Origin of the sequence: Pedobacter kyonggii, assembly GCF_004310665.1 — a bacterium.
GTDB lineage: Bacteria > Bacteroidota > Bacteroidia > Sphingobacteriales > Sphingobacteriaceae > Pedobacter > Pedobacter kyonggii.
The window spans coordinates 39,116-62,188 of sequence record NZ_SIXF01000025.1 but is presented as its reverse complement, the minus strand read 5'-3'; the positions used below and the strand labels follow the sequence as shown (position 1 = coordinate 62,188).

The 23,073-nt window shown below is 38.3% G+C and carries 23 protein-coding genes and 1 tRNA gene; 20 read left to right on the top strand and 4 right to left on the bottom strand.

Translation table 11 applies throughout. The features are described 5' to 3' along the window. Window positions 1-390: 390 nt before the first annotated feature. The 3 genes from EYS08_RS19700 to EYS08_RS19690 all read right to left on the bottom strand — a co-directional run bounded on the left by EYS08_RS19700 (window position 391) and on the right by EYS08_RS19690 (window position 2,034). Window positions 391-464: transfer RNA gene (locus EYS08_RS19700), tRNA-Arg, on the bottom strand. 98 nt (window positions 465-562) lie between these two features. After that, window positions 563-1,027, bottom strand: coding sequence for a redoxin domain-containing protein (locus EYS08_RS19695; protein ID WP_131031718.1), 465 nt, complete (start codon window positions 1,025-1,027; stop codon window positions 563-565). A 98-nt stretch (window positions 1,028-1,125) separates the two neighbouring features. Next, window positions 1,126-2,034 carry an SDR family oxidoreductase gene (locus EYS08_RS19690; RefSeq protein WP_131031717.1) on the bottom strand — a complete coding sequence of 303 codons (909 nt, stop codon included), beginning with the start codon at window positions 2,032-2,034 and terminating at the stop codon, window positions 1,126-1,128. Between the two features lie 161 nt (window positions 2,035-2,195). On the opposite strand from EYS08_RS19690, the gene atpD reads away from it, so the two are divergent. Then, window positions 2,196-3,698, top strand: coding sequence for a F0F1 ATP synthase subunit beta (gene atpD, locus EYS08_RS19685; protein WP_029276465.1), 1,503 nt, complete (start codon window positions 2,196-2,198; stop codon window positions 3,696-3,698). 86 nt (window positions 3,699-3,784) lie between these two features. After that, window positions 3,785-4,030, top strand: a complete 246-nt coding sequence (gene atpC, locus EYS08_RS19680) for an ATP synthase F1 subunit epsilon (RefSeq protein WP_029276466.1) — start codon at window positions 3,785-3,787, stop codon at window positions 4,028-4,030. A 65-nt stretch (window positions 4,031-4,095) separates the two neighbouring features. Here the strand turns inward: atpC and EYS08_RS19675 are convergent, their stop codons facing one another. After that, the gene (locus tag EYS08_RS19675) at window positions 4,096-4,965 is read right to left on the bottom strand and encodes an alpha/beta fold hydrolase (protein ID WP_165456521.1); all 870 of its coding nucleotides are present in this window, start codon (window positions 4,963-4,965) and stop codon (window positions 4,096-4,098) included. Window positions 4,966-5,439: 474 nt separating this feature from the next. Here EYS08_RS19675 and EYS08_RS25850 point away from each other — a divergent pair, with 474 nt between their 5' ends. The 18 genes from EYS08_RS25850 (at window position 5,440) to EYS08_RS19595 (ending at window position 22,953) form a co-directional block, all read left to right on the top strand. After that, entirely contained in the window at window positions 5,440-5,577 is a 138-nt protein-coding gene (locus EYS08_RS25850; protein ID WP_165456520.1) for a hypothetical protein, read from the top strand. A gap of 174 nt (window positions 5,578-5,751) precedes the next feature. After that, window positions 5,752-6,642, top strand: a complete 891-nt coding sequence (gene ilvE, locus EYS08_RS19670) for a branched-chain-amino-acid transaminase (protein WP_131031715.1) — start codon at window positions 5,752-5,754, stop codon at window positions 6,640-6,642. 52 nt (window positions 6,643-6,694) lie between these two features. Then, complete coding sequence (locus EYS08_RS19665) at window positions 6,695-7,273, top strand: O-methyltransferase (RefSeq protein WP_131031714.1); 579 nt, start codon at window positions 6,695-6,697, stop codon at window positions 7,271-7,273. Window positions 7,274-7,515: 242 nt separating this feature from the next. Next, window positions 7,516-9,198 (top strand): dihydroxy-acid dehydratase, encoded by a 1,683-nt coding sequence (gene ilvD, locus EYS08_RS19660; protein WP_131031713.1) that lies wholly within the window; start codon window positions 7,516-7,518, stop codon window positions 9,196-9,198. A gap of 48 nt (window positions 9,199-9,246) precedes the next feature. Further along, window positions 9,247-9,585 (top strand): ORF6N domain-containing protein, encoded by a 339-nt coding sequence (locus EYS08_RS26130; protein ID WP_208745917.1) that lies wholly within the window; start codon window positions 9,247-9,249, stop codon window positions 9,583-9,585. Between the two features lie 28 nt (window positions 9,586-9,613). Then, window positions 9,614-9,817 carry a hypothetical protein gene (locus tag EYS08_RS26125; RefSeq protein ID WP_208745916.1) on the top strand — a complete coding sequence of 68 codons (204 nt, stop codon included), beginning with the start codon at window positions 9,614-9,616 and terminating at the stop codon, window positions 9,815-9,817. A 21-nt stretch (window positions 9,818-9,838) separates the two neighbouring features. Continuing rightward, window positions 9,839-11,590 (top strand): biosynthetic-type acetolactate synthase large subunit, encoded by a 1,752-nt coding sequence (gene ilvB, locus EYS08_RS19650; RefSeq protein WP_131031712.1) that lies wholly within the window; start codon window positions 9,839-9,841, stop codon window positions 11,588-11,590. Between the two features lie 32 nt (window positions 11,591-11,622). Then, window positions 11,623-12,261 (top strand): acetolactate synthase small subunit, encoded by a 639-nt coding sequence (gene ilvN / locus EYS08_RS19645; protein ID WP_057931987.1) that lies wholly within the window; start codon window positions 11,623-11,625, stop codon window positions 12,259-12,261. Between the two features lie 199 nt (window positions 12,262-12,460). After that, window positions 12,461-12,925: a DinB family protein gene (locus tag EYS08_RS19640; RefSeq protein ID WP_131031711.1), complete on the top strand. Its 465-nt coding sequence runs from the start codon at window positions 12,461-12,463 to the stop codon at window positions 12,923-12,925. A 116-nt stretch (window positions 12,926-13,041) separates the two neighbouring features. Continuing rightward, on the top strand, window positions 13,042-14,523 hold the full coding sequence (gene ilvC / locus EYS08_RS19635) for a ketol-acid reductoisomerase (RefSeq protein WP_131031710.1): 1,482 nt from the start codon (window positions 13,042-13,044) through the stop codon (window positions 14,521-14,523). A 110-nt stretch (window positions 14,524-14,633) separates the two neighbouring features. Continuing rightward, on the top strand, window positions 14,634-16,046 hold the full coding sequence (gene leuC / locus EYS08_RS19630) for a 3-isopropylmalate dehydratase large subunit (protein WP_131031709.1): 1,413 nt from the start codon (window positions 14,634-14,636) through the stop codon (window positions 16,044-16,046). A 25-nt stretch (window positions 16,047-16,071) separates the two neighbouring features. After that, window positions 16,072-16,425, top strand: a complete 354-nt coding sequence (locus EYS08_RS19625) for an antibiotic biosynthesis monooxygenase family protein (protein WP_131031708.1) — start codon at window positions 16,072-16,074, stop codon at window positions 16,423-16,425. A 121-nt stretch (window positions 16,426-16,546) separates the two neighbouring features. Beyond that, window positions 16,547-17,131, top strand: a complete 585-nt coding sequence (gene leuD / locus EYS08_RS19620) for a 3-isopropylmalate dehydratase small subunit (protein WP_131031707.1) — start codon at window positions 16,547-16,549, stop codon at window positions 17,129-17,131. Beyond that, window positions 17,131-18,600 (top strand): ATP-binding cassette domain-containing protein, encoded by a 1,470-nt coding sequence (locus tag EYS08_RS19615; protein ID WP_208745915.1) that lies wholly within the window; start codon window positions 17,131-17,133, stop codon window positions 18,598-18,600. The genes leuD and EYS08_RS19615 overlap by 1 nt, the downstream gene beginning before the upstream one ends. Before the next feature lie 142 nt (window positions 18,601-18,742). Continuing rightward, on the top strand, window positions 18,743-19,834 hold the full coding sequence (gene leuB, locus EYS08_RS19610; RefSeq protein ID WP_131031705.1) for a 3-isopropylmalate dehydrogenase: 1,092 nt from the start codon (window positions 18,743-18,745) through the stop codon (window positions 19,832-19,834). Window positions 19,835-19,844: 10 nt separating this feature from the next. Continuing rightward, window positions 19,845-21,005: a 2-isopropylmalate synthase gene (locus tag EYS08_RS19605; protein ID WP_083488690.1), complete on the top strand. Its 1,161-nt coding sequence runs from the start codon at window positions 19,845-19,847 to the stop codon at window positions 21,003-21,005. A 211-nt stretch (window positions 21,006-21,216) separates the two neighbouring features. Then, window positions 21,217-22,467, top strand: a complete 1,251-nt coding sequence (ilvA, locus tag EYS08_RS19600; protein ID WP_131031704.1) for a threonine ammonia-lyase IlvA — start codon at window positions 21,217-21,219, stop codon at window positions 22,465-22,467. Window positions 22,468-22,602: 135 nt separating this feature from the next. Then, the gene (locus EYS08_RS19595) at window positions 22,603-22,953 is read left to right on the top strand and encodes a cupin domain-containing protein (protein WP_131031703.1); all 351 of its coding nucleotides are present in this window, start codon (window positions 22,603-22,605) and stop codon (window positions 22,951-22,953) included. Window positions 22,954-23,073: the final 120 nt, after the last annotated feature.

The window sequence follows — 23,073 nt, the reverse complement described above, 5'->3', positions numbered from 1 at the left end:
TAAATGTTATATCGACGTTTATCTTATTGTAACAATGGATCTTAATAAGAAACAAAAATTGGAACTTACAAAAGAATAGGAATACACATAACATAGACAATTTTAAATTGTCATAGATGTCTAAATACCAATCACAGCTAGGCCTACGAGATCTTCAATAAACGGTTGGATGTATTAACAGATATAAAATCAGTCTTTCACAAATTCGACACATTGGAAATACGGGAATTTATAGATCTGGAGTTCGATTCGAATCTCTATTATGAAAAGGGCATGTATCGAACACCTACAATGATGAATCTTCTATCACTCAACTACCTTAAAATGAGAAAATTGGGAGTAAATAATTGTAGACAAAAAATGGGAGGATTTTTCAATCCTCCCTTTAAGTGCACTTGTAGGGATTCGAACCCCAAACCTTCTCATCCGTAGTGAGATGCTCTATCCAATTGAGCTACAAATGCATTTCCGTATCGTTAACGGACTGCAAAGGTATAATTTGATATTTTAATTTCCAATTAAATTTTAAAAAATCTCAAAATAATTCTTTGCAGAATAAGCTTTACGCGCTTAATGCATCATTAATTGCTTTAAAATCAGGCAAATCATGTGCGTCTTCTAAAACTTCTGCATAAGCTATTTTTCCTTCTTCATCGATCACAAAAGCCGCTCTTTTGGAAACACCTTTCAATCCGAACACAAATTCATCATAAAAAGCACCATAAGCTGCTGATACTTCTTTGTTAAAATCAGACAATAAAGGGAACTGATAACTTTGAACTTCTTTAAACTTAGCCAAAGAGAACGGAGAATCAACTGAGATGCCAATTACCTGTGCATCTATCCCTTCGTAATAACTAAAATTATCACGCATGGTACATAATTGTTCTGTACACGTTCCGGTAAAAGCCATCGGGAAAAAGTGAATAATTACTTTTTTGCCTTTGAAACCAGAAAGAGAAATTTCTGCTAAATCAGAACTGTATAATTTGAAATCAGGGGCGTTATCGCCAACTTGTAATGCCATTATGTCTTTTTTATGGGTTAAATATATTAATTGGTTCAGTAGTTCATTGGCCATTAGTTCATTAGTATTGCATCTCCTATGAACTAATAACTAGTGAGCTAATTATCTTTTTTCATCTGCTGATCTAAAATTGCCAAGCCTTCTTCAAAACTATGTGGACAGTAATCTAGATCTTTAACAGTCTTATCTAAAACAAAACCAGTTCTAACCGGTCGTTTAGCCGTTTGGTTTAAACTTGTCGAACTTATTTCATTAATAAACGATTGATCAAGATTCCAAAACTCGGCAACTTTTCGCACTAAATCTGCAATACTCATGTAATCTTTACCCGATACATGGTAAATTCCTTTTGCATTTTTTTCTACAGCCAACAAGCAGGCTTCAGCTAAATCCTCGGCTAAAGTGGGCATACGCCATTGATCGTTCACGACATTAATAGGCGATGCTTTTTCTAATGCTTCTTTGGCCCACAGTACGATATTGCTCCGGCTCATATCACTGCTTATTCCATATACCAATATTGTTCTTAAAATTGCCCAGTTTGCTTTTGAGTTCTTCAACAGCTCTTCCGCCAGTACTTTCGATTCGCCATAATAACTTACAGGATTAACTGCATCCTCTTCTTTATATGGTCCGTTGGCACCATCAAAAACAAAATCAGTACTTAAATGAATAAGCTGAATGTTCTTTTCTTCACATATTAATATGAGCGTTTGAACTGCACCTACGTTTAATTGGCGACAAAGCGCTTTATTGGCTTCACAAATATCAACATTGGTCATTGCCGCGGTGTGCACAATGGCATCAGGGCTGTATCTTTCAATAACTCTCCTAACCTGAACAGCATCTAAAATATCCATTTCTGCATATTCATACCCATCCTTTACCTGATAGCGATTTGTTCCTTTAGAAGTGGCAACAAGCTTTACCCTGCCTTCGGCGAGAATTTTTTCAGTTAATTTCTGCCCTAAAAGACCGTTGCTACCTGTTGTTAAAATGGTTTTCATATGCCTTATTTATGGCTCTAAATTATCTATAAAAACCATGTTGAAAAAATTTATAATATATATTTAAAATTAAGCAAGAATAACTTAACTTTGCCAACCGAATTGGAGCCCCTTGAAACAGCTTTAATTCATTGACTGTAATAAATTTACTCACAACAGATATGCCTAACTTAGGAAAAATAGCACAAATTATCGGCCCTGTGGTTGACGTTAGCTTTGCTAATGATGCCCATCTACCTAAAATTTTTGATGCGTTAGAGATAACGAAAGAAAATGGACAAAAAATTGTTTTAGAAGTTCAACAGCACTTAGGTGAAGATCGTGTACGTGCGATCTCGATGGACTCTACAGACGGTTTAGTTCGTGGAATGGACGTAGTTGATACTGGTGCTGCGATTAAAATGCCAGTTGGCGACCAAATTAAAGGTCGTTTATTTAATGTAGTTGGTGAAGCGATTGATGGTATCAACACAGTTGATAAAACTGATGGTCGTCCTATCCATGCTACTCCTCCTAAGTTCGAAGATTTATCAACTGAAACTGAAGTACTTTTTACAGGTATTAAAGTTATCGATTTATTAGAGCCATATGCAAAAGGTGGTAAAATCGGTTTGTTCGGTGGTGCTGGTGTAGGTAAAACCGTATTAATTATGGAGTTGGTAAACAACATCGCTAAAGCTTATGCTGGTTTATCAGTATTCGCAGGTGTTGGTGAGCGTACTCGTGAGGGTAACGATTTACTTCGTGAGTTTATCGAGTCAGGTGTTATCAACTATGGTGACGAATTCTTACACTCAATGGAAAAAGGTGGATGGGATTTGAAAGCCGTTGATACTGAAAAATTAAAAGAATCTAAAGCAACATTGGTTTTCGGTCAAATGAACGAGCCTCCTGGTGCACGTGCACGTGTAGCATTATCAGGATTAACTGTTGCAGAATATTTCCGTGATGGTGATGGTGAAGGCGCTGGAAAAGACATCCTTTTCTTCGTTGATAACATCTTCCGTTTTACACAGGCAGGTTCTGAGGTGTCGGCTTTATTAGGTCGTATGCCATCAGCTGTAGGTTACCAACCAACATTGGCAACTGAGATGGGTTTAATGCAAGAGCGTATTACTTCAACAAAACGTGGATCAATTACATCAGTACAAGCAGTATATGTACCGGCGGATGATTTAACTGACCCGGCTCCGGCAACAACTTTTGCCCACTTAGATGCTACTACAGTACTTTCGCGTAAAATTGCTGAGCTAGGTATTTATCCTGCGGTAGATCCATTGGATTCTACTTCACGTATCCTTTCTCCTGCTGTTTTAGGTGATGAGCATTATAACACTGCACAACGTGTTAAAGAAACTTTACAACGTTACAAAGAATTACAAGATATCATCGCGATCTTAGGTATGGACGAATTATCTGAAGAAGATAAATTAGTTGTATCAAGAGCACGTCGTGTTCAGCGTTTCTTATCTCAACCTTTCCACGTAGCTGAGCAATTTACTGGCTTAAAAGGTGTATTGGTTGACATTAAAGATACCATCAAAGGATTTAACATGATCATGGATGGTGAAGTTGATGAGTATCCAGAAGCTGCATTTAACTTGGTTGGTAGCATTGAAGATGCGATCGAAAAAGGTAAAAAATTATTAGCAGAAGCGAACTAGTATCGAGATTTGAGTATTAAGTATCAGGACTACAAACAGGATCTTGCTACTTGATACTAGCTACTTGATACTTAAATCTAAAAAAAATGAATTTAGAAATATTAACTCCAGATAAAAAAGTTTTCGAAGGTGAAGTAACAGCAGTTACGGTTCCTGGTACTTTAGGCTCTTTCCAGATTTTAAAAGACCATGCCCCTATCATCTCTACTTTAGAAGATGGAGAAGTTATTATAAAAGCAAACAAAGCTGATGAGCAACGCTTTTTTATTAAAGGCGGTGTAGTAGAAGCTATTCACAACAAAATTGTGGTTTTAGCTGAAGGCGTCGCTTAAGCAAAATAATTAACTCATTTAGAAAGCCTCCCGATTTAAAAATCAGGGAGGCTTTTTGTTTGGTGCTATTGTTTAACAAAATCACAAACTGTTGTAGTAAACTCCCCATTGTTTTCATAATAAAGCATGTGCGAACCATCCAGCTGCACTACTTTTTGATTGAGGAATTTATAATTCTTATAATATTCCGGGCCAACCGCATGATCATCCTTACCCGTTATAATCAAGGCCGGTGTTTTAATCTCACTGGTAAGTACAGCATAATCTTTAAAATATTCTGGATACTTCTGCGCCTTTGTTCTATCCATCAAAGGCATAAAAAGTGTCATCCCGAAATCTGATGTACGTTTATAGGAATTTTCGATGCTGTCCATTCTGATAATGGTATTTACATCGTTGGCAATATATTTATATCCGAGATGCACCGCGCTTAACTTTTTTCTAACCAGCGCCGCTTCATTCATTAATTTTTTTAAATCTGTTTCATTTATAGTAGTATCCTTTTTCAATAACCGATATCCATATTCAATTTGTTCCTTAACCTGGTTTGGATTCATAAAATGGGCTATTGTATTCGCCATGATTATACCCGATAAGTGTTCGGGATACTTCAGGGCATAATTTATGGCCAGAATACCACCAAATGAATGGCTAAGTATGTACACTTTTTCCACGCCCAATTTTAACCGCAGTTCTTCAACATCCCGAACAACCCGGTCCAAACTATAATTTTTTGCATTTTGCGAATGACCAGACCCTCTTTGATCCAGATAAACCATCGTTAAACATTTCTCCAGGTTTGCTCCACCCATTTTTTCAAAGGAAAGAAAATCCTGACCAGGGCCTCCGTGCAAGTAGATACAAACAGGCCCTTTGCCTGCTACCTTAACAGATAACTTTACAGTATCGGAAGCTAAAATGGTCTGGTCCCCCATTTTGAGATGGGAGGTTGAATCTGACGGGGAACAACCACTAGATAATCCGATTAAAAGAACAAAAAAGATATAAATTTTATTCATAAGAATAGTTTCTAATATTAAATTACATAACTATTTCCATTAAGCAATCAAGCAAATTAATAACACTTTAATATCCACAAAAAAACATTTAATTCTTTGCATTTTGAGATCAAAACAGTACCTAAATTTTCAATTTTTAGGGCGGTGTGGAACATTTTAGGCAGAAAAATAGAAAATTTATAATGCAAGCATAACAAACAGACCGTATACCGTTTTGATATTTGGTCTACAGCTATCGGCATTAAATAACTAATCCAACCACAGACAAGAATAATATTTTGTAAATTTTATAATTCAACAAATAATATTCTTATTTAACTTTTTTCTGATTTCTCTTGCATATTAATGAACCAAAAACTAAATTGGTTTTTATAAACAAATAAGATAACAATGACTATTCAGAACAACATATTTTCTACCACTACTACTGCAAAAGCAGCTGGTAATGTAGTGTTGTTACCTGTCATTTTATTTAACCTCCTACTCCTAAACATTTTATGGGGCAACAAGCGGACGCAGTTTAAATAGATTTTAAAAAACTAAATATACCCTAAAGCGTCCCGATACAAACCGGGACGCTTTTTTTAAATAACAAAAGACAGTATTATGACCGTCCATAATAATAGTCAAAATAAAAAATGGAATGCTTATTTATAATAGCAAGCTCCATCTGACGGTTAAAAAAACAATAAGAATAAACAGATGAAATACTATAATTCTAATACGATTATTTACCTTGATGGACAGTTTGAAAAGGCTGTAAATAGCAGCACTGACCTTTACGGGCAGTCGCTACATTACGGCTATGCTGCTTTCGAGGGTATTAGAGCCTATAAAACACACAACGGCAACCGCATTTTCAAAGCTGCGGCCCATTTTGATCGCTTAGAGCGTTCTTGCCAGCTGGCAAACATTCCTTTTCCCTGGGATAAACAAGAATTAATTGCAGCAACCTATAAATTACTTCAGCTGAACAAACTGAAAGATGCTTATATCCGTCCACTGGTATTTTGCCACCCAAACATGAAATTAAATGAGCCTAGTGGGGTTTCGATTTTAATCTGTGCCTGGGAATGGGATGCATATTCTGGCAACAAATTGTTAAAATTAACAGTTTCTGATTATGAAAGACCTAACCCAAAATCGATTCCAATGGAGGCGAAATTGAGTGGAAACTATGTTAATTCTATTTTAGCTACTACTGCGGCAAATATTAAAGGTTATGACGAGGCTTTGCTTTTAGATATGCACGGTTTTGTTGCCGAGGCATCTGGAGCGAACATCTTTCTTGAAAAAGACGGAAAACTGTTTACACCATCTTTAGGAAATATTTTACCAGGAATTACACGTGCAACCGTAAAAGAACTTTGCACCGTTTTGGATATAGAATGCATTGAGAAAAAATTAACCATAGAAGATTTAAAAAATGCCGACAGCGCCTTCTTATGTGGAACAGCAACTGAAATAGCGGGTATAGCATCAATTGATGATATTGTATATCGCCCGTTGTGGAGAGAATCTCTTGGTTATACCATACAACGGGCTTATAAAAACCTGGTACTGGAAAAAGTAAATTATGAGGTAATTATATAGTGAGAAGTAGGAAAAACGAATAAAAGAGAAAAGCAAACTAAAAGCAAAACAGATGACTGAAGAAATCAATCAACAGTTCCCGAAGGCCTACCAGCAAATTAATGGTGCAACAAAAGCATCAGGATTTGATATGGCATCTGATGTGTTGACCTGCTCTTTGCTCAGAACACTTGCTGCTACAAAACCTTCAGGTAAATTTCTGGAGCTTGGAACTGGTACAGGCTTGTCTACTTCTTGGATTTTAGATGGTTTAGATCAAAACAGTACACTTACTTCGATTGATAACGATTCTAAATTTTTAGCCATTGCCCAAACTTTTCTGGGGGATGACGATCGTTTAACATTGGTTGACACCGATGGTGCCGAATGGATTGAAAAGAATAAAGACAAAAAGTTCGATTATATTTTTGCTGATACATGGCATGGGAAATACCTGCTTTTAGAGGAAGCTTTATCCATGCTTAACAGCGGCGGACTTTACATCATTGATGACATGTTGCCACAATCGAATTGGCCTGATGGCCACCAGGATAAGGCTATAAAACTGATCAAAGATTTGGAATCCCGTGATGATCTGCAGTTAACCAAGCAGGTTTGGGCAACAGGAATCGTGATCGGAGTAAAAAAATAAATAAGATTAAATAGTTCTTTACTTTTTTAAATAGTTAGTATGTTTGTGATTCATCAAAGACATGAATATAAACACAAACATTATTAGCAACCTAATTATTGTCATTTCTCAAAAGAGAGGTGGAAATCGTTGCGTATAATATAAAAAATATACCATATCGAAACCGCCTCCCACAAGAGGCGGTTTTTTTTTGCCTCAAAAAGAAATAATTGAAATACAACAGCATACATACAATTTAAACAATGAGCGAATTAAACAAGTACAGTAAAACATTTACACAAGACCCTACACAACCGGCAGCGCAAGCTATGCTTTACGGAATCGGATTAACTGATGCTGATATGGCTAAAGCACAGGTCGGTATTGCAAGTATGGGTTACGATGGTAACACCTGCAATATGCACCTTAACGATCTTGCAAAAGATGTGAAAAAAGGGGTCTGGAATAATGATTTAGTGGGCTTGGTTTTTAATACCATTGGCGTAAGTGATGGGATGAGCAACGGTACAGATGGAATGCGTTATTCGTTGGTAAGTCGCGATGTAATTGCTGATAGTATCGAAACCATTTGCGGTGGCCAATATTACGATGGAATTATCTCTATCCCTGGCTGTGATAAAAACATGCCTGGCGCGATTATGGCCATGGCACGCTTAGATCGCCCTTCAATTATGGTTTATGGTGGTACGATTGCGCCTGGCCATTACAAAGGCGAAGAATTGAACATCGTTTCAGCTTTCGAGGCTTTGGGGCAGAAAATATGTGGCAATCTTTCTGAGGAAGATTATCAGGGCATTATAAAACATACTTGCCCTGGCGCAGGTGCTTGTGGAGGGATGTATACTGCAAACACAATGGCATCAGCAATTGAGGCTTTAGGTATGAGTTTGCCTTATTCATCTTCGAACCCGGCAATCAGCGAGGAGAAAAAACAAGAATGTTTAGATGCAGGTAAATACATCAAAATTTTATTGGAGAAAGATATCAAACCATCTGATATTATGACGAGAAAAGCATTCGAAAATGCCATTCGTTCTATTATCATTTTAGGTGGCAGTACGAATGCAGTATTACATTTTATTGCAATGGGTAAAGCTATCGGTATCGAAATCTCCCAGGATGATTTCCAGCGCATGAGTGATGTAACACCCGTACTTGCCGATTTCAAACCTAGTGGAAAATACTTAATGCAGGATTTACATCAATATGGAGGTATTCCGGCAGTATTGAAATATTTATTAAACGAGGGTCTATTACACGGAGATTGTTTAACTGTAACCGGAAAAACTGTAGCTGAGAATCTGGCTGACGTAAAATCGATCATGGATTATGATCAAAAAATCATCCAGAAACTAAGTGAGCCGATTAAAGCCACTGGTCACCTACAGATTCTTTACGGAAACCTGGCAGAAAAAGGTTCTGTTGCAAAAATAAGTGGAAAAGAAGGTGAGAAATTTGAAGGCCCTGCACGTGTATTCGATGGCGAACACGATTTAATTGCCGGAATTTCTAGTGGACGTGTTCAACCTGGCGATGTAATCGTAATTAAAAATTCAGGTCCGGTAGGTGCGCCAGGTATGCCAGAAATGTTAAAACCAACCTCAGCAATTATTGGTGCTGGTTTAGGCAAATCAGTGGCTTTAATTACCGACGGACGTTTCTCTGGTGGTACACATGGTTTTGTGGTTGGTCACATTACACCTGAATCCTACAAAGGTGGCTTAATCGGCTTGGTGGAAGATGAAGACCGGATTTTAATTGACGCGGTAAACAACGTCATTAGCCTGCAAGTCAGCGAAGAAGTGATTGCCGAGCGTAGAAAAAACTATGTACAACCAGCGTTAAAAGTAACAAAAGGTGTTTTATATAAATATGCTAAAACAGTTTCAGACGCAGCTAGTGGTTGCGTAACTGACGAATATTAAAATCAAAAAATCATCCCCCAGATTAATTGATTACTAATAAAATAGATTATGCAAATAATTAAAAGTATTCAGAATAGGATTTATGAAATCCGGGGAGAAAGAGTAATGCTCGATTTTGATCTGGCATTGCTCTATGAAGTTGAAACCAAGGTATTAAATCAGGCAGTAAAGCGTAACATCAAGCGTTTTTCTGATGATTTTATGTTCAGGCTTACTCAGGTTGAATGGGAAAGTATCCGGTCACAAATTGTGACCGCATCGTCAGAAACGGTTGATCCATCATTACAAATTGTGATGATAAGTCAAAATAAGAGAAATGTGGGTACAACGCCTTATGCTCTTTACAGAGCAAGGTGTTGCCATTTTGAGTGGCGTTTTGAAAAGTGATAAGGCAATTAACATGAATATTGCCATTATGAGAGCTTTTGTTGACGTTCGGAAAATTTTGCTGAAGCAAAGCAACCTTAACGAACAGTTAACAGAAATTAAAGAACGGATTGGCGAACATGATGTTCAGCTCAACGAGCTGTATGATGCAATGGAAAATTTAATAGACGAGAAAATTGCTCAATTAAAATGGAACGACAGACAAAGAATTGGGTTTAAAATTAAAGAATAGTAGAACCGCAAAAACATAACTATGGAAACTGCACAAGATACAATACAACAAAACGAGGCGAAAGCAGAAACCTCAAAAACCTTATTTAAAGGAACAGGCTCACAAGTTTTGTTGAATGGATTAATTGAAGAAGGTGTAACCACCATTTTCGGTTATCCGGGAGGAGCAATCATGCCTATTTATGATGCTCTTTATGATTATGCCGATAAACTAGAACACATACTGGTTCGCCATGAGCAAGGTGGTATCCATGCCGCTCAGGGTTTTGCAAGAGCAAGCGGCGAAGTTGGTGTTGTTTTCGCAACCAGCGGACCAGGTGCAACCAATTTAGTTACCGGTTTGGCAGATGCGCAAATCGACAGTACGCCATTGGTTTGTATTACCGGACAGGTTTTCGCCCACCTATTGGGAACAGATGCTTTCCAGGAAACCGATGTGATTAATATAACCACTCCAGTCACAAAATGGAACTATCAGGTTACTGATGCCAAAGAAATTCAAGAAGTATTGGCTAAAGCTTTTTACATTGCGAAAAGTGGCAGACCAGGCCCTGTATTGATCGACATTACCAAAAATGCACAGTTACAATTGGAGGAATTCCCTGAATATGTAAAATGCAATCACATCCGCAGTTATCGCCCGAAGCCAAAAGTTAGGGTAGAATATATCGAGCAGGCAGCCGAATTAATTAATTCAGCAAAAAAACCTTTCATTTTATTTGGACAAGGTGTTATTTTAGGTAAAGCCGAAGAAGAATTCAAAGCTTTTATCAATAAATCAGGAATCCCTGCCGCATGGACCATTATGGGCGAAGGTGCTATCCCAACTTCACATCCATTAAATGTAGGTATGTTGGGTATGCATGGTAATTACGGACCAAACGTATTAACCAACGAAGCTGATGTAATTATTGCCATCGGTATGCGTTTTGATGACCGTGTAACCGGTCGTTTAGATAAATATGCCAAGCAAGCTAAAGTGGTACATTTAGATATCGACCCTGCCGAAATTGATAAAAATGTTAAAGCAGAAGTTGGTGTTTGGGGCGACTGTAAAGAAACTTTACCCCTATTAACCAATTTAGTTAACGAAAACAAACATGAAGATTGGTTAGCTAAGTTCAGACAATATAATCAAGAGGAAATAGATCAAGTCATTACTCCGGAACTTTATCCAACTGGTGATGAAATGACCATGGGCGAAGTATTGCGCAACATCAACGAAATCTGTGGTGGTGATGCCGTAATCGTTACCGATGTTGGTCAGCACCAAATGGTAGCCTGTCGTTATGCTAAATTCAACAATACCCGCAGCAATATTACTTCTGGTGGTTTAGGTACAATGGGTTTTGGTTTACCAGCAGCAATTGGCGCTAAATATGGTGCACCTGATAAAACCGTTATCGCTATTATAGGTGATGGTGGTTTCCAGATGACACCTCAGGAACTGGGTACCATTATGCAATTCGGTGCGGCAGTAAAAATTCTGATTTTGAACAACCGCTTTTTAGGTATGGTTCGTCAATGGCAACAGCTTTTTCATGATAAACGTTATTCTTTCGTGAATATCACCAGCCCTGACTTTGTTGCTTTAGCAAAATCGTATTATATCGAAGCGAGCAAAGTTGATGAGCGTGCAAACTTAAGACAGGCATTAGAAACCATGATCAACCATGAAGGTTCTTATTTATTAGAAGTAATGGTTGGTAGAGAAAACAACGTTTTCCCAATGGTTCCTCAAGGAATGAGTGTAAGCGAAATCAGGTTGAAGTAAGGTAGAGGTTTAAGATAAAAAAAGAAACTATCATGAGTACTGAAGATAAAATAAAATACACAGAAGACACCGTTGACCTAGAAGGAAAACAGGAATATACCATTACGGTGTATGCCGAAAACCGCATTGGTTTACTCAACAGGATTGCGATTATTTTCTCGAAAAGAAAAATCAATATCGAAAGTTTAAATAGCTCCGCATCAGAAATTGAAGGAATACACCGTTTCAACATCGTCATCCACGAAGGTTACGAAGTAGTGAGAAAGCTGGCCCGTCAGATAGAAAAACAGATTGAGGTATTGAAAGTTTATTTCAACACCAACGAAGAAATTATCTGGCAGGAACTGGCGCTTTACAAAGTTTCTACAGATGAAATTGCAGAAAAAGTAACCGTAGAGCGTTTATTAAGACAATACGGCGCGAGTGCGGTCGTGATCCGTAAAGATTATACTGTTTTTGCAGTAACTGGTCACCGTGAAGAAACTGATGCTTTGGTAAAAGCTTTGGAACCTTACGAACTAATTGAATTTGTGAGATCTGCAAGAGTGGCCATTATTAAAGACAGTGCCGGTTTCCACGAAAAACTAAAGGAATTCGAAGCTTTCGAACCAGGTGAAGAATTGGTAGAAAACGAGTTTTTAGAAAAAGGACAGAAGATCTTCACCATGTAATATTAAAGTATAGGGTACAAAAGGTCAAAGGCATAATGCTTAGCGACCTTTGCGAAAATTTTTGCGCTCTTTGCGGTTAAAAAATCAAAGAATATGAAATGCAATAAAGCCATACCGATTTTAAGAACGTCCGATTACGATAAAGCAATTAACCGAAGCTGAAAAACAAAACGATAATTAGATAGATACGAATTATAATATGATGAACGAGGTATTTGATTTTATAATAAACTCACGTAAGGCGTTTATTAAGTTAATAGATGATTTAACAATCGAAGAATTGAATAAAATTCCTGATGGTTACAACAATAACATTATCTGGAACTTTGGCCATATTGTAGTGAGTACGCAAACACTTTGTTATATCCGTACAGGTGTATTGCAAGATGCAACCTCGGTAAAATTTAACGAGTATTATAAAAAGGATACAAAGCCATCTTATACAGTAACTGAAGAAGAAGTAGCAGAATTGAAAGCCATCGCATTAGAAAGCATTGAAAAAATAAAGGAAGATTATGCAAACGGAAAATTTTCAAACATCACTCCTTTTACAACAGCTACCTATGGCGTACAGATGAACAACATTGAAGAAATTCTGATCACAACTATTGGTCACGATAATGTACACCAAGGTTATACATGGGCACTGAAGAAAAAGATATAAAATGTGAGCTGCTAGATGGATGATAAAATCGGTGTAATCACCTCATATGGGTAAACAAACCGAAGTAAAAAAGAATATATAACGATAATTAAATAGAAATTAACCAATAAAAAACAATGGCAAATTATTTTAACACATTACCTCTTAGAGAAAAATTAAACCAATTAGGTGTTTGCGACTTCATGGACAGTTCTGAATTTTTAGATGGCGTTAGCGCATTAAAAGGCAAAAAACTGGTAATTGTAGGTTGTGGCGCACAAGGCTTAAACCAAGGTTTAAATTTAAGAGATAGTGGTTTAGATGTAAGCTACACTTTACGTAAGGAAGCAATTGAAGGCAAACGCGATTCGTGGAAAAATGCAACTGAAAACAATTTTACAGTTGGCACTTACGAAGAACTGATTCCAAATGCAGACATAGTAATTAACCTTACTCCAGATAAACAACACACCGCTGTTGTAAATGCAATTATGCCTTTAATGAAAGAAGGTGCTACTTTGTTATATTCTCATGGTTTTAATATCGTTGAAGAGGGTATGCAGATCCGTAAAGATTTAACCGTTATTATGGTTGCGCCTAAATGCCCTGGTAGCGAAGTTAGAGCAGAATACGTTCGTGGTTTTGGTGTTCCTACCTTAATTGCAGTTCACCCTGAAAACGATCCTCAAGGTAAAGGATTGGCACAGGCAAAAGCATATTGCGCTGGTACAGGTGGTCACAGAGCTGGTGTATTAAAATCATCTTTCGTAGCTGAGGTAAAATCAGATTTAATGGGTGAGCAAACCATCCTTTGTGGTTTATTGCAAACAGGTTCTATCCTATCTTTCGATAAAATGGTAGAAAAAGGAATCGATGCAGGTTATGCTTCTAAATTGGTTCAATATGGTGTTGAGGTAATTACCGAAGCCTTAAAACAAGGCGGTATTACGGCCATGATGGACAGATTAAGCAATGTAGCTAAAATCAAAGCTTTCGAAATTTCGGAAGAATTGAAAGATATTATCCGCCCATTATTCCAAAAACACCAAGATGATATTATGAGTGGCGAATTTAGCCGCACCATGATGGAAGATTGGGCAAATGGTGATAAAAATTTATTAAAATGGAGAGCTGAAACAGGTGAAACTGCTTTCGAAAAAACGCCTGCTGGTGATGTTAAAATCGGTGAGCAGGAATATTTCGATAACTATACTTTAATGGTTGCTTTTGTTCGTGCCGGTGTTGAATTGGCCTTCGAAACCATGGTACAGGCAGGTATCAAACCAGAGTCTGCTTACTACGAATCGTTACACGAAACACCACTTATTGCCAACACCATTGCACGTAAGAAATTGTTCGAAATGAACCGTGTAATTTCTGATACTGCTGAATACGGTTGTTATTTGTTCGATCAGGCTTGTAAACCGCTTTTGGGCGATTTCATGAAAAAAGTAGATACTGATCTAGTTGGTAAAAACTTTAATGAAGGTAAAGATGGTGCTGTTGATAACAGACAATTAATCGATATCAACGAGGCTATCCGCTCTCACCAGGTAGAACAGATTGGAGCAACCTTGCGTAAAGCAATGACTGCAATGAAAGCGATTAAAACAGCATAACCTCACCCCTAAATCCCCTCTCCTAAAAAGAGAGGGGACTTTTGGACAGGTCTTATAAAAATAATAATTTACAAACTTAAATTCCCCCTTTAGGGGGCTAGGGGGTTAAAATGTCAAAAACATTAGTAGAAAAAATTTGGGATGCTCACGTTGTAAAAAGTGAAGAAGGATTTCCTGATATTTTATACATTGATACACACTTAATACACGAGGTAACCTCTCCGCAGGCGTTTGATGGTTTGCGTAAAAGAGGATTACCTGTTTTTCGTCCGAAGCAAACTGTTGCAACGGCCGACCATAACGTACCTACGTTAAATCAGTTATTGCCAATTAAAGAGGAGCTTTCGCGCTATCAGGTAGATATGTTAACCAAAAATTGTGCAGAATTCGGTGTAGAGCTTTATGGTTTAGGGCATCCTTTTCAAGGCATTGTGCATGTTATCGGCCCTGAGCTGGGTATCACCTTACCTGGTAAAACAATGGTTTGCGGTGATAGCCATACCTCAACCCATGGTGCTTTTGGTGCCATTGCATTTGGTATCGGTACTTCGCAGGTAGAGCAGGTTTTTGCAACGCAATGTTTATTGCAGTCGAAACCTAAAACCATGAAAATTGAGGTAAACGGCGAACTCGGAAAAGGCGTTGGTGCAAAAGACATTATCTTATACATTATTGCTAAAATCTCTGCCGCAGGCGGTACAGGTTATTTTATAGAATATGCAGGTTCGGCAATCGAAGCTTTAAGTATGGAAGCCCGTATGACCATCTGTAACATGAGTATCGAAATGGGTGCACGTGGTGGATTAATTGCACCCGACCAAACCACTTTCGATTACATTAAAGGAAGAAAATTTGCTCCTGCTGGCGAAGAGTGGGATAAAGCTTTAGCTTATTGGAAAACATTATATAGCGATGCTGATGCAAAATTCGATAGTGTTTTAACTTTCGATGCAGCAGATATTGCACCTATGATTACCTATGGAACGAACCCTGGAATGGGCATGGGTATTCAGGAACATATTCCGGCAACTGGTGCACAACCAGAAAAAGAAAAACTTTCGTACCAGAAAGCGTTAGATTATATGGGCTTTGATGACGATTCTTCATTAATCGGGAAACCGGTTGATTATGTATTCATCGGAAGCTGCACCAACTCACGCATTGAAGATTTACGCGAAGTTGCCGATTTTGTTAAAGATAAACGCAAAGCAGATAATGTGACCGTTTGGATTGTTCCAGGTTCGAAACAAGTTGAACAACAAGCTAAAAACGAAGGTTTGGATAAAATTTTCGAAGCCGCTGGTTTCCAGTTACGTGAACCAGGCTGTAGTGCCTGTTTAGGTATGAACGAAGATAAAATCCCAGCAGGTAAATATTGTGTATCTACATCAAACAGAAACTTTGAAGGCAGACAAGGGCAAAATGCACGTACGTTATTGGCCAGTCCACTTACTGCAGCAGCAGCAGCTGTAACCGGAAAAATCACTGATGTAAGGGATTTGTTGGAGAAGATTAACCCCTAAATCCCCTAAAGGGGACTTTAGCAAGATGAATAATAATATTACCAGCACTCAATTTAAAGCCCCCTTAAGGGGGTTGGGGGTTCTAGAAGTTGCCATATTAAATGTAAAAGCCGGATTATCGGCCGATTTTGAAAAAGCTTTTAGCGAAGCGCAAAAAATCATTTCCTCAATGGAAGGTTACATTTCGCATCAGCTTCAAAAATGTATAGAGGTAGAAAATAAATATATCCTGTTGGTAAACTGGAAAACACTGGAGGCACATACCGAAGGTTTCAGAGAGTCAGCAGAATACCAGGATTGGAAAAAGTTATTACATCACTTTTATGATCCTTTCCCAACAGTTGAACACTTTGAGATGGTAGAGGGTTGTAAGGCTTAAGGCGCAGGGTAAAAACATGGAGCATAAAATTACCACTGTTAAGTAAAAGGCTTAAAGAATAAAGATAAAAAGTGGAATACAAGTCTCGCTACTTGATACTCCTTACTTGATACTAATTGACATGAAAAAATTCACAAAATTAACATCGGCAGTAGTGCCATTAAACATAGAGAACATTGATACCGACCAGATTATCCCTGCGAGGTTTCTAAAAGCGACTACCCGCGAGGGTTTTGGCGAAAACTTGTTCCGCGATTGGCGTTATGAAAACGATAACCAGCCTAAAGCTGATTTCGTGATGAATAACCCAACCTATAGCGGTCAGGTTTTAGTAGCAGGAAAAAACTTTGGATGTGGCAGCAGTCGCGAGCACGCTGCATGGGCTATTCAAGATGCTGGTTTTGATGCGGTAATCAGCAGTTTCTTTGCCGATATCTTTAAAGGAAATGCCCTGAACAATGGTTTATTACCCATCCAGGTAAGTGATGAGTTCTTGGCGCAGATTTTCAACGCGGTTGACAGCAATCCAAAATCGGCTTTAGAAGTTGATTTAGAAAACCAAACGGTTACCATTTTAGAAACCGGTGCTCAGGAATCATTTGAAATCAATCCTTACAAAAAATCGTGTTTGATAAACGGTTATGATGATATCGATTTCATCTTAAATCAAAAACAATTAATTGAAGAATTTGAACAGGCAAAATAATGCTTAAACCATTTGTCTACATACAAAACCTAAACTTAAGTTACCGCAATAAAGCGGTGCTAAAGGATTTGTATTGGGAAGTAAATGTTTGCCAAAACTGGGTTTTATGGGGCGAAAGTGGCAGCGGAAAAACTTCTTTGGCTAAAGCCATTGCGGGTTTAATTCCTTCGCAGGGCAGTATTGAAATAAATTACGACGCCCAAAGTAAATTACCGGCCGAAGTTTTATTTGTAGAAAGCTGGTATCAGTTTAAAAATCTCGAAGGTGTTGCAAACTTTTATTATCAGCAACGCTACACCAGTTTACAGGCCAATGATACTTTAACAGTACATGCAGAACTGGTAGCTTACGGCAAAGAAAAAGGACTTCATTTCGATCTGGTTGAACCCATTTTAGAAGCACTGGGCTTTGCTACTTTTGCCAGTTCACAGCTAATCGAATTATCAAGCGGCGAACATAAAAAATTGCAGCTGGTTAAAGCCTTATGGTTAAAACCTCAATTGTTAATTATCGATCAGCCTTATACCGGTTTAGATAAAGCATCCCGCAAAAACCTGAATACACTTTTAGACCAGATTACAGCAGAAGGTGTACAATTAATTTTAATCTGTAATGATTTAGAATTTCCAGAAAGCATCGATTCTTTTGCGGAGATTATAGACGGGCAGATTGTAAGCTCATTTTCAAGAGAAATTGGAGACCTTCCACCTGAAATACATAAAAGGAAAATCCCCGCTTTTCTAAAGGAGTCGCCAACTTATTCATCAACTGATATGGTAAAAATGGTTGATGTCAACATCAGCTATGGCGAAAAACAGGTGCTAAAAAATATCAACTGGGAAGTTAAAGCTGGCGAAAAATGGTTATTGCAAGGCCCTAATGGATCAGGAAAGTCAACTTTATTGAGTTTAATAAACGGCGATCACCCCCAATCTTACGCCAACGAGCTTTATTTATTTGGCAACAGACGTGGAACTGGCGAGAGCATTTGGGATATTAAGCAGCACATTGGTTTAATATCGCCCGAGTTTCATTGGTACTTCGATGCCACTTCAACCGTTTGGAAATGTGTTGCTTCGGGCTTTTATGATACCGTGGGCCTGTTTCAGCAATTGCCTTATAGCAAAAGAGCACAAGTTGATGAGCTGATTGAATATTTTGGATTAACCGAAAACAAAAATGAATTATTAACCGCACTTCCACTCGGTAAACAACGATTGGTATTGTTAGCGCGAACGATTATAAAAAATCCAGAACTATTAGTTCTGGATGAACCTTGCCAGGGTTTAGACCAACAGCAAACAAGACATTTTAACCAATTGGTTGATGAATTATGCAGCAACGGGATGACCTTAATTTACGTTGGCCATTTTGAATCGCAGCTGCCAACCTGCATAGAAAAAAGAATATTGTTAGAAAAAGGCGAGGTAAAAGTCATCGAAAGTTTAAACACAGAAATATTAAGCTGATGCAAAATTAACCACAGATAAAAAGGATGAACACAGATAAAAATCTAATGGCCCGTGAAGACACGAACCATGACAGAAATCAATCTGTGTTTATCTGTAAAAATCTCTGGTAAAAACTGCAGCGGCAAAAGAGGAGTCAACAATGAAGAAGAACATTTTAGTAATACCTGGAGACGGTATTGGACCCGAGGTTACCACTTGGGGAAAAGCAGCATTAGAGAAAATTGCCGAGATTTTTGGCCATGAATTTGTGTTCGAAGAAGCTTTAATGGGCCATGCGGCTATTGAAGTTACCGGCGAGCCTTTGCCAGATGAAACCTTAGAAAAAGCAAGACAAAGTGATGCTATCCTTTTTGGCGCAATTGGTCACGCCAAATACGACAACGACCCAAGTTTAAAAGTTAGACCGGAACAAGGTCTGTTAAAAATCCGTAAGGAACTGGGTTTATTCGCTAATCTCCGCCCAATATTACTATTTGATGAACTTCTTCAGGCATCGAGCATCAAACCGGAAATTTTAAGGGGAACCGATATTTTGTTCTTCCGCGAATTAACGGGTGATGTTTACTTTGGTGAAAAAACACGCTCTGAGGACCGTAATATGGCTTCAGATTTAATGATTTATCACCGTTATGAAGTAGAACGCATTGCGCATAAAGCTTACCAGGCTGCACAACAACGTAACAAAAGATTATGTTCGGTAGATAAGGCCAATGTTTTAGAAAGTTCTCGCTTATGGCGCGAAACCGTTCAGGAAATTGCAAAACAATATCCTGACGTAGAAACTGAACATATGTTTATCGATAATGCAGCCATGCAGTTGATCAAAAACCCTAAAAAATTCGACGTGGTTTTAACGGCCAATTTATTTGGGGATATTTTGACAGATGAGGCTTCACAGATTGCAGGTTCAATGGGTATGCTGGCTTCGGCATCTGTTGGCGAAAGCACAGGTTTCTTCGAACCGATCCACGGTTCTGCACACGATATTGCAGGTAAAGATTTAGCCAATCCATTGGCTTCTATCCTATCGGCTGCATTAATGTTAGAAATCGGCTTCGGACTAAAAGAAGAAGCCAAATTATTGGTTGACACCATCGACCAGGTATTGAAAGAAGGTTTTAGAACACATGATATTGCCGACCAAAATACAAACCGGTTTAAAGTTTTAGGCACAGCCGAAATGGGCAAATTGGTACTTAAATTCTTATCACAAAAATTAATCACCTCCTAAACTTAAGATTATGATTCACGACCCAAACAAAGTTTATATTTTCGACACGACATTGCGTGACGGTGAGCAGGTTCCAGGCTGCCAGTTAGATACAAACCAAAAAGTAGAAATCGCTAAATCACTTGAGCTTTTAGGTGTTGATGTGATTGAAGCAGGTTTTCCGGTATCTAGTCCAGGAGATTTTAACAGTGTAATTGAATTATCAAAAGCAGTTACCAACCCGATTATCTGCGCGTTAACCCGTGCAAATAAAAATGATATCGATGTTGCTGCAGACGCTTTACGTTATGCAAAAAGACCTCGTATCCACACCGGGATTGGTTCATCCGATTTCCACATTAAACATAAATTTAACAGTACCCGCGAAGAAATATTAGAACGTGCTGTTGAAGCCGTAAGGTATTCGAAAAAATTTGTGGAAGATGTTGAATTCTACGCAGAGGATGCGGGCCGTGCCGATATCGAATTTTTAGCTAAAATGGTTGAAGCAGTAATTGCTGCCGGTGCCACCGTGGTAAATATTCCAGATACCAACGGTTATTGCTTACCAGACCAATACGGCTCGAAAATCCTTTTCTTAAAAGAGAATGTAAAAAATATCGATAAAGCCATTATCTCTGTGCACTGCCACAACGATTTAGGCTTGGCTACAGCGAATTCTATCGCAGGCTTACAAAATGGTGCCCGCCAGGTAGAGTGTACGATAAACGGCATCGGAGAGCGCGCAGGTAATACATCTATGGAAGAAGTCGTCATGATTTTGAAAACGCATAAGATTTTAGGCTTAAACACCCAAATTGATGCTACCCGTTTCTATGAAATGAGCCATATGGTGCGAAACCAGATGAACATGCCGGTACAACCGAACAAAGCAATTGTTGGTGGAAATGCATTTTCACATAGCTCAGGTATCCACCAGGATGGTTTCTTGAAAAATCGTGAAAACTACGAAATTATTAAACCAGAAGATGTTGGTTTCCCTGATGCAACAATTGTATTAACTGCTAGAAGCGGACGCCATGCTTTAAAACACCATTTAGACCGTTTAGGCCATAAATTGGAAAAAGATCATTTAGATATTGTTTACAAACAATTTTTGGTTTTAGCCGATAGCAAACAAGGCATTAACGATTACGATTTAAACCAATTGGTTGCTTTGCATTTGGCTTAATACGGTTAGGGTTTAGTGCTGAGCGGTTAGTGTTTTAATTTCAACGCACTGACTTATTTTTCTAAACCTGATTGGAATGAGCATGAAGCGCAGCGAAATAAAATGTAAAGCAGGATAGCTGCAACAGATGGAACACCAAACCCTGCTTTACAAAAAAATACAAGTGAAATATTAGTCTCGATACTCATATCTCTCTTCTTGATACTAAATTATGAATACTACAACACCGAATACACTAGATTTTTTATCTGCATCGCAAAGGTTAAAAGGGGTGGTGAAACGTACGCCTTTAGAGTTTAACGCCGGACTTTCTGCTCATTACAATGCCAATATTTATTTAAAAAGAGAAGACCTGCAAATTGTACGCTCATACAAATTGCGTGGTGCCTATAATAAAATTAGCTCCTTGCCACAAGATGCATTAATTAACGGTGTAGTTTGTGCCAGTGCGGGGAACCATGCGCAAGGTGTGGCCTATTCATGTAAAAAACTCGGTATTAAAGGGGTGATTTTTATGCCAGAAATTACGCCGAAACAAAAGGTTAAACAAACTTACATGTTTGGTGGCGACAATGTTGAAGTGGTTTTAGTAGGCGATACTTTTGATGATTGTTTAAAAGAAGCTTTAGCTTATAGTGCCGAAAAATCAGCCACTTTTATTCCACCTTTCGATGATGAAAAAGTAATTGAAGGACAGGCAACGGTTGGTGTAGAAATTTACGAAGATCTCCCTGATCTGGATATGATTGTAATGCCGGTTGGTGGAGGCGGTTTAGCATCAGGTGTGAGTGCTTACATGAAAACCGTTAAAGCAGAAGTGAAATTAGTTGGTGTTGAACCACTTGGTGCACCATCAATGGTTACGGCGATGGAATATGGCGGGCCGTTTACCTTAGAAGAGATAGATCGTTTTGTAGATGGTGCTGCCGTAAAAAGAATTGGCCATATCACTTACGAATATTGTAAGGAACTGCTTGATCAGATGCATTTAATCCCTGAAGGAAAAATCTGTACGACCATTTTAAAACTGTATAACGAAGATGCCATTGTGGTTGAACCTGCCGGAGCACTGTCTGTGGCTGCATTAGATCAGCTTAAAGACCAGATTGCTGGTAAAACGGTAGTTTGTATCGTAAGCGGTGGAAATAACGATATTGAGCGTATGCAGGAGATTAAAGAAAAATCTTTGCTTTTTGAAGGCCTGAAACATTATTTCATTGTACGTTTCCCACAAAGACCAGGTGCTTTAAAGTTATTTGTGAATGAAGTTTTAGGTCCACAGGATGACATTACCCGTTTCGAGTTTATTAAAAAAACGAACAAAGAAAATGGTCCTGCATTGGTTGGTATAGAACTTTCTAATAAAAACGATTATGCAAGTTTATTACAACGCATGAAAGATTTTAAATTTGAAATTATTGAGCTGAACCAAGACCAAACTTTGTTTGAATATTTGGTTTAAGGTTAACCGCTATTCATTGATGGAGCACACGGAGCCAAATCCGTCATTCCCAACTTGATTGGGAATCTTAAAGCTATTGCATTAAGATTCCCGCCTGCGCGGGAAAGACGACAGTTATTATAATATATTAAAAAAATGAATTTCCAAGACTTAAGCAACAAAGCATTAATTTCTGACAGCGATATTGATTGGGAAGATTTAGGTGCAGGCGTTAAACGCAAAATTATGGCGTACGATGACCAGTTGATGTTGGTTAAGGTAGACTTTGAAAAAGATGCCATTGGTACCGTTCACAATCATCCGCATTTACAAATGAGTTATGTAGCCAAAGGAAGTTTCGAGGTTAGCATGGGCGATGATAAGAAAATTTTAAATGAAGGTGATGTTTTCTTTGCCCCATCAAACGTATTTCATGGCGTGGTATGTTTAGAAGCTGGATTACTGATTGATATTTTTAACCCACATAGGGAAGATTTTTTGAAATAAAACCGATGGCCGTCATTTCGAGCGGAGTGCAACGCAGTCGGGAACCATGAAGTGCTCAGCGAAGCTAAATCTATCTCGAGGCAGATCTCTCCGCTCCACTGCGTTCCGGAGATGACGACA

Coding starts and splice junctions, on each gene's coding strand:
- EYS08_RS19625 (WP_131031708.1), top strand. CDS start 16,072: ATGAATAATAATATTACCAGCACTCAATTTAAAGCCCCCTTAAGGGGG.
- EYS08_RS19595 (WP_131031703.1), top strand. CDS start 22,603: ATGAATTTCCAAGACTTAAGCAACAAAGCATTAATTTCTGACAGCGAT.
- ilvD (WP_131031713.1), top strand. CDS start 7,516: ATGAGCGAATTAAACAAGTACAGTAAAACATTTACACAAGACCCTACA.
- EYS08_RS26130 (WP_208745917.1), top strand. CDS start 9,247: ATGCAAATAATTAAAAGTATTCAGAATAGGATTTATGAAATCCGGGGA.
- EYS08_RS25850 (WP_165456520.1), top strand. CDS start 5,440: ATGACTATTCAGAACAACATATTTTCTACCACTACTACTGCAAAAGCA.
- leuB (WP_131031705.1), top strand. CDS start 18,743: ATGAAGAAGAACATTTTAGTAATACCTGGAGACGGTATTGGACCCGAG.
- EYS08_RS19640 (WP_131031711.1), top strand. CDS start 12,461: ATGATGAACGAGGTATTTGATTTTATAATAAACTCACGTAAGGCGTTT.
- ilvE (WP_131031715.1), top strand. CDS start 5,752: ATGAAATACTATAATTCTAATACGATTATTTACCTTGATGGACAGTTT.
- ilvN (WP_057931987.1), top strand. CDS start 11,623: ATGAGTACTGAAGATAAAATAAAATACACAGAAGACACCGTTGACCTA.
- EYS08_RS19690 (WP_131031717.1), bottom strand. CDS start 2,034: ATGAAAACCATTTTAACAACAGGTAGCAACGGTCTTTTAGGGCAGAAA.
- leuC (WP_131031709.1), top strand. CDS start 14,634: ATGTCAAAAACATTAGTAGAAAAAATTTGGGATGCTCACGTTGTAAAA.
- atpD (WP_029276465.1), top strand. CDS start 2,196: ATGCCTAACTTAGGAAAAATAGCACAAATTATCGGCCCTGTGGTTGAC.
- ilvA (WP_131031704.1), top strand. CDS start 21,217: ATGAATACTACAACACCGAATACACTAGATTTTTTATCTGCATCGCAA.
- EYS08_RS19605 (WP_083488690.1), top strand. CDS start 19,845: ATGATTCACGACCCAAACAAAGTTTATATTTTCGACACGACATTGCGT.
- EYS08_RS19665 (WP_131031714.1), top strand. CDS start 6,695: ATGACTGAAGAAATCAATCAACAGTTCCCGAAGGCCTACCAGCAAATT.
- leuD (WP_131031707.1), top strand. CDS start 16,547: ATGAAAAAATTCACAAAATTAACATCGGCAGTAGTGCCATTAAACATA.
- atpC (WP_029276466.1), top strand. CDS start 3,785: ATGAATTTAGAAATATTAACTCCAGATAAAAAAGTTTTCGAAGGTGAA.
- EYS08_RS19615 (WP_208745915.1), top strand. CDS start 17,131: ATGCTTAAACCATTTGTCTACATACAAAACCTAAACTTAAGTTACCGC.
- EYS08_RS19695 (WP_131031718.1), bottom strand. CDS start 1,027: ATGGCATTACAAGTTGGCGATAACGCCCCTGATTTCAAATTATACAGT.
- EYS08_RS26125 (WP_208745916.1), top strand. CDS start 9,614: ATGAGAGCTTTTGTTGACGTTCGGAAAATTTTGCTGAAGCAAAGCAAC.
- ilvC (WP_131031710.1), top strand. CDS start 13,042: ATGGCAAATTATTTTAACACATTACCTCTTAGAGAAAAATTAAACCAA.
- EYS08_RS19675 (WP_165456521.1), bottom strand. CDS start 4,965: ATGGGGGACCAGACCATTTTAGCTTCCGATACTGTAAAGTTATCTGTT.
- ilvB (WP_131031712.1), top strand. CDS start 9,839: ATGGAAACTGCACAAGATACAATACAACAAAACGAGGCGAAAGCAGAA.